At 70.2% G+C, this 13,578-nt stretch carries 18 protein-coding genes; 2 read left to right on the forward strand and 16 right to left on the reverse strand.

The features are described from left to right. Window positions 1-157 precede the first annotated feature (157 nt). Window positions 158-1,414, reverse strand: a complete 1,257-nt coding sequence (locus ACFY1U_RS30405) for a GNAT family N-acetyltransferase (RefSeq protein WP_390697313.1) — start codon at window positions 1,412-1,414, stop codon at window positions 158-160. Window positions 1,415-1,761: 347 nt separating this feature from the next. Next, entirely contained in the window at window positions 1,762-2,409 is a 648-nt protein-coding gene (locus ACFY1U_RS30410) for an aerial mycelium formation protein (RefSeq protein ID WP_390697314.1), read from the reverse strand. A 167-nt stretch (window positions 2,410-2,576) separates the two neighbouring features. Here ACFY1U_RS30410 and dtd point away from each other — a divergent pair, with 167 nt between their 5' ends. Continuing rightward, window positions 2,577-3,002 (forward strand): D-aminoacyl-tRNA deacylase, encoded by a 426-nt coding sequence (dtd, locus tag ACFY1U_RS30415; RefSeq protein WP_030941515.1) that lies wholly within the window; start codon window positions 2,577-2,579, stop codon window positions 3,000-3,002. 34 nt (window positions 3,003-3,036) lie between these two features. Here the strand turns inward: dtd and ACFY1U_RS30420 are convergent, their stop codons facing one another. The 6 genes from ACFY1U_RS30420 to ACFY1U_RS30445 all read right to left on the reverse strand — a co-directional run bounded on the left by ACFY1U_RS30420 (window position 3,037) and on the right by ACFY1U_RS30445 (window position 7,847). Continuing rightward, window positions 3,037-4,002: a YgfZ/GcvT domain-containing protein gene (locus ACFY1U_RS30420; protein ID WP_390697315.1), complete on the reverse strand. Its 966-nt coding sequence runs from the start codon at window positions 4,000-4,002 to the stop codon at window positions 3,037-3,039. Window positions 4,003-4,012: 10 nt separating this feature from the next. Beyond that, complete coding sequence (locus tag ACFY1U_RS30425; RefSeq protein ID WP_099929821.1) at window positions 4,013-4,450, reverse strand: Fur family transcriptional regulator; 438 nt, start codon at window positions 4,448-4,450, stop codon at window positions 4,013-4,015. 71 nt (window positions 4,451-4,521) lie between these two features. Then, a complete protein-coding gene (locus ACFY1U_RS30430) occupies window positions 4,522-5,097 on the reverse strand; it encodes an FABP family protein (protein WP_365833454.1) in 576 nt (191 codons plus the stop codon). 241 nt (window positions 5,098-5,338) lie between these two features. Beyond that, window positions 5,339-6,286 (reverse strand): hypothetical protein, encoded by a 948-nt coding sequence (locus ACFY1U_RS30435; protein ID WP_390697316.1) that lies wholly within the window; start codon window positions 6,284-6,286, stop codon window positions 5,339-5,341. Continuing rightward, window positions 6,283-7,143, reverse strand: a complete 861-nt coding sequence (locus tag ACFY1U_RS30440) for a hypothetical protein (RefSeq protein ID WP_390697317.1) — start codon at window positions 7,141-7,143, stop codon at window positions 6,283-6,285. The genes ACFY1U_RS30435 and ACFY1U_RS30440 overlap by 4 nt, the downstream gene beginning before the upstream one ends. Continuing rightward, complete coding sequence (locus tag ACFY1U_RS30445) at window positions 7,140-7,847, reverse strand: hypothetical protein (protein ID WP_390697318.1); 708 nt, start codon at window positions 7,845-7,847, stop codon at window positions 7,140-7,142. The genes ACFY1U_RS30440 and ACFY1U_RS30445 overlap by 4 nt, the downstream gene beginning before the upstream one ends. Window positions 7,848-8,011: 164 nt before the next feature. Here ACFY1U_RS30445 and ACFY1U_RS30450 point away from each other — a divergent pair, with 164 nt between their 5' ends. Next, window positions 8,012-8,374 (forward strand): DsrE family protein, encoded by a 363-nt coding sequence (locus ACFY1U_RS30450; protein WP_390697319.1) that lies wholly within the window; start codon window positions 8,012-8,014, stop codon window positions 8,372-8,374. A gap of 32 nt (window positions 8,375-8,406) precedes the next feature. On the opposite strand, the gene ACFY1U_RS30455 is transcribed toward ACFY1U_RS30450, so the two are convergent. The 8 genes from ACFY1U_RS30455 to ACFY1U_RS30490 all read right to left on the reverse strand — a co-directional run bounded on the left by ACFY1U_RS30455 (window position 8,407) and on the right by ACFY1U_RS30490 (window position 13,483). Next, a complete protein-coding gene (locus ACFY1U_RS30455) occupies window positions 8,407-8,670 on the reverse strand; it encodes a DUF3099 domain-containing protein (protein WP_115907338.1) in 264 nt (87 codons plus the stop codon). Window positions 8,671-8,740: 70 nt separating this feature from the next. Beyond that, window positions 8,741-9,028, reverse strand: a complete 288-nt coding sequence (locus tag ACFY1U_RS30460) for a DUF1416 domain-containing protein (protein WP_003991226.1) — start codon at window positions 9,026-9,028, stop codon at window positions 8,741-8,743. A gap of 60 nt (window positions 9,029-9,088) precedes the next feature. Then, window positions 9,089-9,928 (reverse strand): sulfurtransferase, encoded by an 840-nt coding sequence (locus ACFY1U_RS30465; protein WP_390697320.1) that lies wholly within the window; start codon window positions 9,926-9,928, stop codon window positions 9,089-9,091. A 116-nt stretch (window positions 9,929-10,044) separates the two neighbouring features. Next, complete coding sequence (locus ACFY1U_RS30470; protein ID WP_350751515.1) at window positions 10,045-10,125, reverse strand: Ms5788A family Cys-rich leader peptide; 81 nt, start codon at window positions 10,123-10,125, stop codon at window positions 10,045-10,047. Between the two features lie 184 nt (window positions 10,126-10,309). Then, window positions 10,310-11,050, reverse strand: a complete 741-nt coding sequence (locus ACFY1U_RS30475; protein WP_390697321.1) for a DUF2993 domain-containing protein — start codon at window positions 11,048-11,050, stop codon at window positions 10,310-10,312. A 168-nt stretch (window positions 11,051-11,218) separates the two neighbouring features. Continuing rightward, window positions 11,219-12,322 carry a hypothetical protein gene (locus ACFY1U_RS30480; RefSeq protein ID WP_390697322.1) on the reverse strand — a complete coding sequence of 368 codons (1,104 nt, stop codon included), beginning with the start codon at window positions 12,320-12,322 and terminating at the stop codon, window positions 11,219-11,221. Between the two features lie 2 nt (window positions 12,323-12,324). After that, on the reverse strand, window positions 12,325-12,579 hold the full coding sequence (locus tag ACFY1U_RS30485; RefSeq protein WP_390697323.1) for a MoaD/ThiS family protein: 255 nt from the start codon (window positions 12,577-12,579) through the stop codon (window positions 12,325-12,327). A 40-nt stretch (window positions 12,580-12,619) separates the two neighbouring features. Continuing rightward, entirely contained in the window at window positions 12,620-13,483 is an 864-nt protein-coding gene (locus tag ACFY1U_RS30490) for an alpha/beta hydrolase (RefSeq protein ID WP_390697324.1), read from the reverse strand. Window positions 13,484-13,578: the final 95 nt, after the last annotated feature.

Raw genomic sequence — 13,578 nt, forward strand, 5'->3', positions numbered from 1 at the left:
GTCAGTCTGCACCAACCGCACAGCCACAACTGAACACCGACAACTGAACAGCTCCACCAGCACAGCCACAACTGAACAGCACAACCCGTGAAAGCACGGTCACAACTGAAGAGCACAGCTACGGATGAGTCATCAGTCGTCGTCGGAAGGAAGGGGCTCAGAACATGTCCGGGCACCAAGGCCGCCTGGACGTACGCAGCAGGGCGTCGGCCACTCGGGCGGCGCCCGCTCGTTCTTCCTGCACCCGGCCCAGCGCCGCGAGCCGCACGACCGACTCGTCGCCCAGCCACAGCTGCCCCAACTCGGATATGTCCAGGGCGAGTTCGGTGCTCTCCGTGGTCGGCGTGCAGGACGCGCCCTGCGCCGACGCCTCCAGCCGGTAGCGGCCGCCCGCCAGGCCGGCGCGGTCGGCGACCTCCAGCACCAGGGAGCCCGACCCCTCGTACGTCCGCGACTCCAGCGCCCGTACGACATCCAGGATCCGCACCCACAGCCAGTCGGACTGCGACGTGATACGGGCGGCCCTCGGGTCCGGGAGGAGGAGGGGGAGCAGGTCGTCGGGGGCCCGTTGGCCGCTCTTGACCTGGGTGACCCAGTCGATGGAGCACAGGTAGCTCCACAGGGCGCGCTCGGCGGCCGGGGTCGCCGCGTCCAGGCCCCGCACGGTCGCCGTGTCCTGCGGCTGCTTGGCGTCCCCCCACTTGTCGTCGACCTCGTAGGCGACCAGACCCTCGACCTCGCCGTCCGCCGCGCGGTACACGGCGAAGAACGGCTCGGTCCACTTCGGGTCGAAGCGCAGCGCGCCGGTGTTGAGCTGCCACCACCGGTCGTCGCGGCTGACGGCGCCGGGGGTCGCGCGGCGCACGCGGTCGTGCAGGTCGGGGCCGAGCTTGCGCACCTCCTCCGCGTCCACCAGGTCGATACGGGCGCCGTCCTGCGGCCCGGACCAGCGGGGGTCGAGGCCGGTGCGCGGCACGTCGACGGTCCACTCGGCGGCGCTGGTGGCGGGGCCGAAGCCGTAACGGCCGTAGATCGGGTACTCGGCGGCGATCAGGGTCGCCACCACGTCCCCGCGCTCCTTCGCCGCCGCCAGGTCCCGGCTCATCATGCGGGTGAGCAGGCCGCGGCGGCGGTGGGTCGCGGTGACGGTCACACCCGAGACCGCGTCGGCGGGTACGAGCGTGCCGCCGACCGCTGTGACCTCCTGGGCGAAGGAGCGGAAGGTCGCGACGCAGCGGGCCCCGTCGAAGGCGCCGAGATACCGGCCGGTCTCGAACTGCGTGCGCCGCGCCTCGACTTCGGCTTCCGGGGGCGTGGGCATCTGCAGGAACCCGGCCTTCACGGCCCTGATCCAGTCGGGGAACTCGGCCTCGGTGATCGGGCGGACGTCGATGTCGGGGTGCGCCTGGGTCATGGGATCACGGTAGGTGCGGCGTGGGGTGGTGTCGCGTGGATTTTCCTCGCCCCCGCCGCCCCTACCCGTCCCGTCCCCAGGGGCTGCCGCTCCTTCGACCCCGCCAGGGGCTCCGCCCCTGCACCCCGGCGGGGACTGCGTCCCCTGCACCCCTCGCGGGGCTCCGCCCCCGCACCCCGTTTCGGGGCTCCGCCCCGGACCCCGATCGGCCTGAACGGCCTCGTCCTCAAACTCCCCCACTCTCGGCTTCGCTCGAGCGGGGGGACCCCCACGACGGGCTGAAAGGCAACGCCCCGCCGGACGGGCAAGGGACCGGGACGGCAGGCCCGGGGCGGCGATCTCCCGGCTCAGGTCAGCAGGTCGTCGACCTGTGCCTCTCCCTCGCGGTAGCGGCGGGTGATTTCGCCGCTGCAGTCGTCCGTGGTGCGTTGGAGGCGCTGGCGTCTCAGGGAGACCTGCTGTTCGTAGCGGACCAGTCGGCCCATTGCCGTGTTCAGTTCCAGGTCCGTGCGGGCGGCCAGGTCGGAGAGTTCGACCTCGGCGAGCATGTCCGCGGCCAGTTGGCCGTACTCCTCGTTGTACGGCGTGCCCAGCGTCACATGGCGGGCCGAGGAGCGGTGGCGGGCCGGGGCGTCGGTGAGGATCTCCGGAAGCCGTTCGACCACGGAGCCCGCACCTGCCGGGGAGCGGCGGGTCAGTTCCGCCCGCAGGATGTCGATACGGCCCTGCAGCAGCCGCCGTACATAGCTGAGGTCGGCCTCCTCGCGCTGGGCGTCCCGGCGCAGGGTGCGCAGTTCGGGCAGGCTCAGCACGGCCAGGTCGTGCTCGGGCGGCCCCGCGGGCATTTGCGGACCGCCCGGACCCTCACCACCGTCCCCGCCGGTCGCGCCGTCCGGGCTGTCCGTGCGCTGTGTGGGCGGACGCATCGGCGTTCGCTCCCCCGTACGAATCAGCGAGACTGCCCCAGGAGGCTGCCCAATGCTCGGTGTGCTCATGTGCCTCAACCGTCCCCTCGACCGGCGTGTGGAAGCATCGTGCCACCCCAAGTGGCCGCTATGTGACCGAGTGCCCCCGATCGGCCCCAGATGGGGGGTTAAGGATCAATAAGAAGCCCTCCCAGGCCCCCTCGGACCCGGTTCCGGGCGCACGGCATGATGGGTTCATGCGTGCAGTGGTGCAGAGAGTGGACGGCGCGAGCGTGGTCGTCGACGGCGAGACGGTCGGGGAGATCATCGGCGAGGGGCTGTGCGTCCTCGTCGGGGTGACGCACGAGGACACCAAGGAGAAGGCCGCCCAACTCGCGCGCAAGCTCTGGTCGATCCGCATGCTGCAGGACGAGAAGTCCTGCAGTGACGTCGATGCGCCGCTGCTGGTCATCAGCCAGTTCACCCTGTACGGGGACGCCCGCAAGGGGCGTCGGCCCACCTGGAACGCCGCCGCCCCCGGCGATGTCGCCGAACCCCTCGTCGACGAGGTCGTCGCCCAGCTGCGGGCCCTCGGCGCGACGGTGGCGACGGGCCGTTTCGGCGCGCAGATGCGGGTGTCGCTCACCAACGACGGGCCCTTCACCGTCCTGGTGGAGATCTAGACCTGGATCTGGATCCAGCCTCCGGCCACTGCGCCTAGGGTTCTACGACCGTCTCCTGCGCCGCCGCCGTGTCCCCCGCCACCAGCCGCGCGTCCACCGGCACGTTCCGCTTCACCAGGGCTAGTGCGACCGGGCCCAGCTCGTGGTGGCGTACGGAGGTCGTGATGAAGCCGATCTTGCGGCCGTCGGGGTCCTCGTCCGCGAGGCGGATCTCCGTGCCGGGCGTGGGGAGGTGGACCTCGCTGCCGTCCAGGTGCAGGAAGACCAGGCGGCGCGGCGGCTTCCCCAGGTTCTGCACCCGCGCCACCGTCTCCTGGCCCCGGTAGCAGCCCTTCTGCAGATGCACCGCCGTGCCGATCCAGCCCAGCTCGTGCGGGATGGTGCGGTGGTCGGTCTCGAAGCCGAGGCGCGGGCGGTGGTGTTCGACGCGCAGGGCCTCGTAGGCCAGGATCCCGGCGGGGGGGCCCGCCTTCTCCGCGTACGACTCGAGGTCCGCGCGCGGGAGGAACAGGTCGCGGCCGTACGCCGTCTCGCGTACGGCGACGCCCTCAGGCACCTCCGCGATCGAACCGGCCGGCAGGTGCACGACCGCGAACTCGGCCGTGCGGTCGGCGACTTCGACCTTGTAGAAGAACTTCATCGACTCCAGGTAGGCGAGGAGCGCGTCCTGGGTGCCCGGCTCGACGTGCGCCCAGACCGTCTCGCCGTCGTCGACCAGGTAGAGCGCGTGCTCGATGTGGCCGTGTGCGGAGAGGATCAGCGCCTCGGTGGCCTGGCCGGCCGGGAGGTCGCTGACGTGCTGGGTGAGGAGCAGGTGCAGCCAGCTGAGGCGGTCCTCGCCGGTGACGGTGACGACCCCCCGGTGCGAGAGGTCGACGAAGCCGGTGCCGTCGGCGAGGGCGCGCTGCTCGCGGAACAGTTCGCCGTAGTGGGCGGCGACGCCTTCGTCCACGCCCTCGGCGGGGACGGCGCCGGGCAGGGACAGGAGGGGGCTCTTCATATGCACAAGCCTACGACTCGGTAGTTGAACTCTTCAGCGAACAGTCACGGCATCTGCCGAAGATCGCGAAGTGCTTCATGTCCGTCTCGAAGCCGAACTCCCGCCGCAGCTTCGCGGTGAACTCGGCGGCCACCGACACATCGGCCTCGATCACGTTCTGGCAGTCCCGGCAGACCAGGTGGATGTGGTGGTGGCGGTCCGCGAGGTGGTACGTCGGCGCGCCGTGCCCGAGGTGGGCGTGGCTGACGAGGCCCAGCTCCTCCAGCAGCTCCAGCGTCCGGTAGACGGTGGAAATGTTGACCCCCGACGCCGTCTTCTTCACTTCCGTGAGGATGTCGTCGGGGGTCGCGTGCTCCAGGGCGTCCACGGCTTCGAGCACGAGTTGCCGCTGCGGCGTCAGCCGGTAGCCGCGCTGCCTGAGGTCGCTCTTCCAGTCGGTGCTCACCACACCGAAGAGTCTAGAACTACTTGTACTTGTCAGAACTACCTGAAAAACGCGACCGCGGTACGACCACCGGACTACTTGAAGAACGCGATGCCGTCGTCCGGCATGTCGTCCGGCAGGGCCTTGGCCCAGCGCTCGACGTCCTCCGGGGTGACGACCTTCTTCAGGTGCGCCGACATGTAGGGGCGCAGCTCGACCTCGGGGGTCTGCTTCTCGCCGACCCACATGAGGTCGCTCTTGACGTAGCCGTACAGGCGCTTGCCGCCGCTGTACGGGCCGGAGGCGGCCGTGCGCGCGACGGCGTCCGTGACCAGGTCGATCTGGGGCTTCTTGTCGGCCATCTCGCCGTACCAGATCTCGACGACACCGTCGTCGCGGACCATCGTCACCTCGACCTTGCGGTCGGCGTCGATGCGCCAGAAGCCGTGCTCGGACTCCAGCGGCCGGACCTTGTTGCCGTCGTTGTCCAGCACCCAGGTGCGGGACTGGTACTCCAGGAAGTCCCGGCCGTCGTGGCTGAAGGTCACCTCCTGCCCGAAGTTGCACTTCTCGGCACCGGGGAAGTCGTGCACGCCCGCGCCCGCCCAGTTGCCGAGCAGGAAGGCGAGGGGGACGAGGTCCTTGTGGAGGTCGGACGGGATCTCGATCATGGGGTCGGCAGTTCCTTGATGGGGGTCAGCGCTGGCCCTGGTACAGCTTCTTCACGGTCAGCCCGGCGAAGGCGAGGACGCCGACGCAGACCAGGATCAGCAGGGCTTCGAAGAATGCCTCAAGCACGGGGTGCTCCTTGATGAGCTGAGGATGGGCGGTACACAAAGGCCGGGCCCCAGCTTACGCGGCCGGGGCCCGGCACTCCTTGTGAGGTACGCCCAAGCGGGACTCGGGCGGACGTCAGCCGAGCAGCTCGCTCTGCAGGGCCACCGTCTGCCGGAACGGTACGGCCTTCGCCGCGCCCTTCCCGGACTGCACGATCACCGCCAGGACGTCACCGGCGGAGAGGTATCCCTGCCGGGTCTGCTCGGCGCCGCGCGGCCTCTTCTCGATGTAGACGGAGTAGTCGACATGGTGGTCGTGAGCCTCGGAAGGGAAGTCCGAGTCGAAGACGAAGCCGTCCGTGCCGCGCAGCTGCTGTCGGGGGCCGTCGATCGGGGCCTCCTGGGAGAACAGATGGTCCACGACCTCCGCCGTGCCGAACTGCAGCAGGTAGACGCGGGTGCGCGTGCCGTCCGGAGTGGTCCAGCCGCGGGCCGCGATGTGCCGCAGCCCCTTGTCGACGAACTCCTGCCGCAGGTCGTCGCGGGCGGACCCCGGCGCGTACTCGGCCAGGAAGTCCTTCGTCGCCAGCCAGCCGTCCGTGCCGCGCAGCTTCTGGTCCTGCACCGCTCCCTCGGGTGCGGGCAGGACGAGTTCACGCAGGTCGGCGTAGTGGGCGCCGGCCGTGTTGCCCTCGGCGAAGGGCCCTGGGCTGCCGGAGGGCAGCGGCGGCTTGACGAGCGTCGGGTACTCCCAGCGCCCGTCCGACTGCGTCGCCAGTCCCGGTACGTCGGTCCGCTTCATCGCCGTGATGCCGTACGCCGTCCCCGCACCGGCCGCCGCGAACACCACGACGGCGGCGGTCCAGCGCAGGGCCGCGTGCAGGACGCGGCGGTTCTTCTTGACCGGAGCCGGGGCCGGTACGGGGCCCTGGCTCGGGGCCGGTGGCTGGTGGGGCGGCGCCACGACGGTCTGCGGCTCGGCCTGCACGGTCGGCTCGGCCTGCACGGTCGGCTCGGCCTGCACGGTCGGCTCAGCCTGCACGGTCGGCTCAGCCTGCACCGTGCGTTCGGTCTGCTCGGTCATACGGCCTCTCCCGGCTCGGCGATGCGGTCGAGCTGGTCCTTCAGGAGCTCCGCGATCCCCTTGGCGTCGAACGGCTTGACCCCGTCAGCGGTGACGGTGACCAGGACGTTTCCGCGGTAGGCGGAGCAGAACATCGCCTCGAGGTCCTCGTGGGAGTCCTTGGGCGGCAGGAAGCACGCGGCGTCCTTGTAGCCCTCGATCTTCGGACCCTTGCGGAAGACGTCGAGCCTGTCGAGGAACTCGTTCTGGGACGCCGAGATGTTCCGGACGGCGGCCCTGTTCTTCATCTGGGACAGCTGGATGTTCACGGAGACGGCGGTGTCCGTGAAGAACGCGGCGCCGGCCTCCCGCACATAGCTGCGCATCGCCATGCCCTCGATGTGCTGCTTGTCGATCAGCTTCTCCAGCTGTTTGCGCTGGGTGCGCGGCAGGTTCCGCAGCGACTCCTTGCGCAGGGCGGTGGCCTGGGCACCGCTGAGCTCGGTGTCGGCGGCGAAGTCGCCGAGGTCGGGGCCGCGCTTCCAGCCGTTGGTGTAGGTCAGGAGCATGCCGGAGAGCCCCTTGGCGCGGGCTTCCTTCCCTCCCTCGGCGCTCTTCTGCTTCGGGAACTTCCAGACGGCCGCACCGGCGTCGCGATCGGCGCCGTTCACGGTGACGGCGGTGTAGCCGACACCGGCGGCCACTGCCACGGCGAGCAGGGTGAACCCCGCGACGGCGACGACACGGCCGCGACGGCGCGGCTTGCCGACGGGGGCGGCGGGCTCCGCGGGGCCGCTCGGCTCCCCAGAGGCGGGGGTGGGCTCGACCGGTTGTATCGGCTGTACGGGCTCGGCCGGCTCGTTGACGTTCTCGCTCACAGCCGCTCCATCTGCCGCTCGGCCAGGTCCATGATCCTGGCCTTGGTGATCGGCTTGGTGTCGTAGACCCAGACCTCCATGGCGATGTCACCGCGGTAGGCGTGGGCCTCCGCGCTGTACAGCGGCACATAGCCGGCCTTGGTGTCCGGACGGGTGTGGACGTACGCCATGCCGCTGCCCGTGCCGGGGACGGACCAGCTGTTGGTGGCGGACTTCCGGTCCGCCCAGTACTGGCCGTTGTCGCTGGAGTCGGCGGCCTCCAGGGACTCCTGCTGGCGGAACTGGACCAGCCGGATCTCCACGGTCTGTCCGCCGTCGGTCTCCCAGCCGGTGACGGCCGCGCGGCGGAACTCGTCGCGGACGAGGTTGCCGAACATGGTGCCGGGCTTCTCGAAGTCCTCGGCGTACTCGGTCAGGTTCATCCAGCCGTCCCCGCCCAGCCAGGTCGCCGCCTTCGCGCCGCCCGGCTTCTTCAGCAGCAGCTTGCGCAGGTCGCCGTCGGTCTTCACCTGACGGTCCTCGGCGGCGGGCAGCGGTTCGGGCGCCTTGCCCGTCGCCTGGGCCAGCTTCGGCTGGGACAGCGGGGGCAGGGCCGTCGGGCTGCGGTCGGCCTGGATCAGAAAGCCGGTGCAGGTGCCCGCGACCACACCGAGGAGTGCGGCGCCGGCGATGAGCAGAGCGGTGCGGCCGCGGCGTCCGGGCACGGCGGGCGCATCCGGCGCAACCTCCACAACCGGCGCTTCGACCACCTCTTCGGGTACTTCCAACACGTCCCCCCACAAACTTGAAGCGCGCATTCCGTACGCGCGCTCACAGGAGACCCATGGCCGGCACCGCTGGTTGTAAGGGAGTTGATTACGATTCGGCCATGGCGAAGAAGCTCGTGATCAAGGTGACGGCGGGGGCCGATGCGCCCGAGCGGTGCTCGCAGGCGTTCACGGTGGCGGCGGTGGCCGTGGCCAGCGGGGTCGACGTCTCCCTGTGGCTGACCGGCGAGTCCGCATGGTTCGCCCTGCCGGGCCGCGCCGCCGAGTTCGAACTCCCGCACGCGGCCCCGCTGCCCGACCTGCTCGACGCGATCCTCGCCGCCGGCCGCGTCACCCTGTGCACCCAGTGCGCGGCCCGCCGGGACATCACGGAGAAGGACGTCATCGAGGGCGTACGGATCGCGGGGGCGCAGGTGTTCGTCCAGGAGGCTCTGGGGGACGAGACGCAGGCTCTCGTCTACTGAGACGGCCGACGGAGCCGGCCCACCGAGCCGCGCTAGGACCTCGGGCGCTTCTTGCCGTCCAGCTCGTCCCACCACTCGTCGGACTTCGGGTCGCCGGACGGATCGTCCCACCAGCGGTCGTCCGGGCCCCGGCGGTTGGCGACCATGGCGGCGACCGGGGGGATGACCATCGCCACCACGCACATCCCGACCGCCACCGGGACCGACCAGATGCGTACGACTCCCCAGGCCAGGACGAACAGCGTGATGCAGGTGCCCATCATGGCGAAATAGACGTGACGCCGACGTGCCAGCATGCTTCCAGAGTAGAACCGGGCACGCCGAAGGGCCGCTCCCGGAGGATGCGGCCCTTGGGTGGTCAGCGCGTCAGACCGCGATCGCCACCTCCGCGAGGCCGCCCTGCTGGGCGACGACCGTGCGGTCCGCGGTGGCGCCGGGGACCAGGGCACGGACGGTCCAGGTGCCCTCGGCGGCGTAGAAGCGGAACTGTCCGGTGGCGGAGGTCGGGACCTCCGCGGTGAACTCACCGGTCGAGTCCAGGAGACGGACGTAACCGACGACGGGCTCGCCGTCCTTCGTCACCTGGCCCTGGATGGTGGTCTCACCGGGCTTGATCGTCGAGGCGTCCGGGCCGCCGGCCTTCGCTCCACACATGTCTTTCTCCAAGAGGGGTCTGACCGGAGGAAGGCCGGTCGGGATTTTGCGGGTTGGGTCTTACTTGTTGGCGCCGAGCTCGATCGGGACGCCGACGAGGCTGCCGTACTCGGTCCACGAGCCGTCGTAGTTCTTGACGTTCTCGACACCGAGCAGCTCGTGCAGGACGAACCAGGTCAGGGCCGAGCGCTCACCGATGCGGCAGTAGGCGATGGTGTCCTTGGACAGGTCCACCTGCTCCTCGGCGTAGAGCTCCTTGAGCTCGTCGTCCGACTTGAAGGTGCCGTCGTCGTTGGCGTTCTTCGACCACGGGATGTTGCGCGCGGACGGGACGTGACCCGGGCGCTGCGACTGCTCCTGCGGCAGGTGCGCGGGAGCGAGCAGCTTGCCGGAGAACTCGTCGGGCGAACGGACGTCGACCAGGTTGTGCGAGCCGATCGCGGCGACGACGTCGTCACGGAAGGCACGGATGGCCGTGTTCTGGGGCTTGGCCTTGTAGGTGGTCTCGGCGCGCTCCGGGACCTCCTCGACCAGCTCGCGGGCGTCCAGCTCCCACTTCTTGCGGCCGCCGTCGAGCAGCTTGACGCTCTCGTGGCCGTACAGCTTGAAATACCAGTACGCGTACGACGCGAACCAGTTGTTGTTGCCGCCGTAGAGGATCACCAGCGTGTCGTTGGCGATGCCCTTGGCGGACAGGAGCTTCTCGAAGCCCTCCTGGTCGATGAAGTCGCGGCGGACCGGGTCCTGGAGGTCCTTGGTCCAGTCGATGCGGATCGCGTTCCTGATGTGGTTCTTCTCGTAGGCGGACGTGTCTTCGTCCACCTCCACGATCGCGATGTTCGGGTTGTCGAGGTTGGCCTCGACCCAGTCGGCGTCGACCAGGACGTCGCTGCGGCTCATGCTCTTTCTCCTCCGGGGCAGTTGCGGCGGGGCGTGCGGAGTGCCTCCGGCGGTTCGACCGGAGCGCACGGGTGCCCTTGGCAGGGCGGGGGGAATACGGAAGGCGGCGCTTCCGCTCAGAAGGGGCGACAGAGCATGGCGGCGACGCGGCACAGGTCGACTGCCCGCCGCTTCGTGAGATCCGCCTGTCGCTTCATGGCCTCGATCGTAGGGACGGACAGCAGGGCGTGTCACCGGGGTGTTGAATGGTGAGATGCGATCGTCCACAAAGTGAGACAGACGCGTTCCGGGGCACGTGATTCCGTGCTTCCCCGGCGCGCGGACGGACCATCACATCTACGGTACGGACCTCGCCGTCTCGCCTTTCGGACGGTCTACGGTCTACCCCGCGAGCTTGACGTTTGAACCCTTCACCGTGATCTCCACACCGTTCTTCGCAGCCTGCACACTGTCCAGCTTCACACCGCCGGGGAGCTGGTGGATGGCCTGCTGGAAGTCGGTGACGGCCCGGATGCGGGAGTCGGCGAGGTCGACGACCAGCTTGGGCAGGTTGTCCGCGTGCACCTTGACGGTGTCGCCGTCCACGGTCACCGAGCTGAGCACGGGATACGTCTGCGTGGCGCCCGCGACGGTGACCTTGATGTCCACCTTGATCTTGCCGTTGCCGCCGTCGGAGAGGCCGACGACCTGGGCGTGGACGCCAGGGAAGAGCTGCGTCGGCTCGGATTTGGCCGCCTTGAGGAGTTCGTCGTAGGCGATGGTGGCGGTGCCCGTCGCGGTGGCGGCGGTGGCGGAGCTGTAGTCGCCGGAGAACTTGACGCCCTTCATGTCGGCCTTCAGGTCGTCGATACGGATCGTCTTCGGTCCGCCGCCGGTGCCCGTGCCGGTGTCGGCCTCGTAGTCCTTGATGCCGATCTCGACGTCGTCCAGCTCGCCGGAGGCGGCCTGGGTGAGGAAGGGGAAGCCCTTGATGGACACGTCCGGGGTGGTTGCCAGGTTCTCCGTGGTCTTCACCTTGTCCGCCGCCTTGTTCTCGGCGAAGTGGACCGCGACGCGGTCCGCGACAACGAAGAGGCCGCCCAGGACCACGACGACGATCAGAAGCATTCGCAGGGCGCGCATGCGGTGTTTCCCCCACCTGCCGGACGACGACGGTTGTGACGACCGGGTGGCCGTCCAGCGCGAGCGTAACCCTGCACTTGGGTCTGATCGCGGAGTTGTCGATCAGCTGTGACAGAGGTTGCCGGAGTCGGCCCGACCGTGAGCGGGGCTGCCGCCCCCGGTCCAGCCCTACGCCAGCGCCCGGCCCAGCATGAACACCACCGGTGCCGCCGCTGTCAGGGGCAGGGCCACGCCTGCTGTGAAGTGGACGAATCTCGACGGGTAGTCGTAGCTCGCGACGCGGTGCCCGATCAGGGCGCAGGCTGCCGCGCCCGCGCCGAGGAGTGCGCCCTTCGCGCCGAGGCCGGTCATCCCGCCGACCGCGATGCCCGCCCCCGCCGCGGCGAGCAGCGAGACCACGATCGACGCCGGGGTGGGCAGCGGCAGGGCGCGGGCCAGGACCGCCACCGCCACGGCGGCCGCGCCGACGGTCACCGCGTCCGGCTCGGCCGCGAGATACCCGGCCGCGACGATGGACAGCGCCGCCGAGGCGACGGTCGCCATCAGGCCGTACATCCGCTCGTCCGGGTCCGCGTGCGAGCGCAGCTGGAGGACCAGGGAGAGCAGGACCCAGACGCCCAGGGTGCCCAGGATCGCCGCGGGGGCGTTCTCCCGGCCCGCCACCAGCAGCGCCACGTCCGCGGCGAGTGCGCCCAGGAAGGCCAGCGCGATGCCCTGCCGGGCCGGCCACATGCCGTTCAGCCGGAACCAGCCCGCAGCGGTGACCGCCTGCAGGGCGATGAGCGGGACGAGCAGGGCGTACGAGTTGATCGCCGCCGCACCGGACACGAGCAGACCCAGCAGCGCCGTGAGCCCGGCCGGCTGCATGCCCGGCTCGATGATCGGTGAACGTCCCTCCTCACGGGCCCGCTGGGCGTCCGTGATCCGGGAGTTGCCGGCGAGGGTCGCGGGGCCGTAATCGGAGTCGGCCTCACTGTCACCGCCGTCACCGCCTTGGGCAGTCGTCCCGCTGGGGCGGGACGGGTGGGCAAGGCCATCACCGCCGGGCGCCTCGTAGCCGTGGTCGACTACAGCGCCGGGATACCCCTGCTGCGCCCCCTGCGGCTGTGCCGCCTCCCACGTCTGCCCCTGCCACTGCTGCGTGTACTGCTGGTACTGCTGGGCCTGGGCGGCGTGCGCCTCGTCGTACCCCTGGTACCCCTGGTACGGCTGGTACGGCTGCTGATACGGGTCGTACGCGTCGTACGAACCCTCGTACGGCTGGTCGGTCATCGTCACCCTCCTGCGAACGGCGGGAGCACCTCGACCGTGCCGCCGTCGGCCAGCCGTACCGTCTCATGTCCGCGGGTGCCCACGGGGTCACCGTCGATGAGGAACGAGCATCGCCGCAGGACGCGCGTGAGTTCTCCGGGGTGTCGCGCGCGCACGGCGTCGAGCGCGTCGGCGAGGGTGGCCGCGTCGTACGGCTCCTCGGCGACCCCGGCCGCGGCCTTCGCGGCGGCCCAGTAGCGCACCGTGACCTTTGACATCCGGTTCCTCTGGTTTGGATCGGCGGTGTACACGGTCAGGCTAGCCCGCCTGCGCGGCACCCCAGGCCCCGATACGGGCCAGCAGGTCGTCGCCGGCCGCGTGTTCGGCGTGCCCCATGCCGTGCTCCAGCCAGAGTTCGCCCCGGTCACCGGCGGCGTCGGCCAGCATGCGCGGGTGGTCCACCGGGAAGTAGCCGTCCTGGTCGCCGTGCACGATCAGCAACGGCGTCGGCGCGATCCGCGGTACGGCCTCCACGGGGGACAGCGGCACCGGGTCCCACTGCCGGTGGTGGATCCGGGTGCGGAATCCGTAGCGGCCCACCAGCCGCCCCTCGGGCCGCGTTACCAGCCAGTGGAGCTTCCGCATAGGGGCGGTGCCCCGGTAGTACCAGCGGGCGGGGGCACTCACCGAAACCACGGCGTCCGTCGCCGCCTCCGTGCGCCCCTCGCGCCCCTGTCCGTACAGCGCCGCGTGCCGCAGCACCACGGAGCCGCCCATCGAGAACCCGACGGTCACCACGCGCGTGTGCCCGAACCCCCGCGCCCACTCCACCGCGGCCGCCAGATCGAGGACCTCCCGGTCGCCGACCGTGGAGCGCCCGCCGGAGGCACCGTGGCCGCGGAAGGAGAACGTGACCACGGCCCCGTACTGCGCGAACGCCTCCGCCACCCGCCGAACATGCGGCCGGTCCACATCGCCCGTGAACCCGTGGGCGACGACGAACACCGGAACAACGGAAGGTGACATGGAGGCGTCGTATACGACCGAGCCCGGGTCGTATACGGAATCGATCGCAATCCCGTCGTCGGTGCGCAGAAACGTACGGAAAGGCCCCCGTCTGCCCGTCTCAGGATTCGGACGAACGGTGGATCGCGCCACATGACCTGCCGGAGTGATGCTCATGTGGGCTATTCTGCTGGGCAGAGGACTCGGGCAGCGTAGCCCCCGGGTCCTTTTGTGCTTTCGGAAGCGTTGTATACGAAGCGGGAAACTCCAGG

The organism is Streptomyces sp. NPDC001351, from assembly GCF_042896045.1.
Taxonomy (GTDB): Bacteria; Actinomycetota; Actinomycetes; order Streptomycetales; family Streptomycetaceae; genus Streptomyces.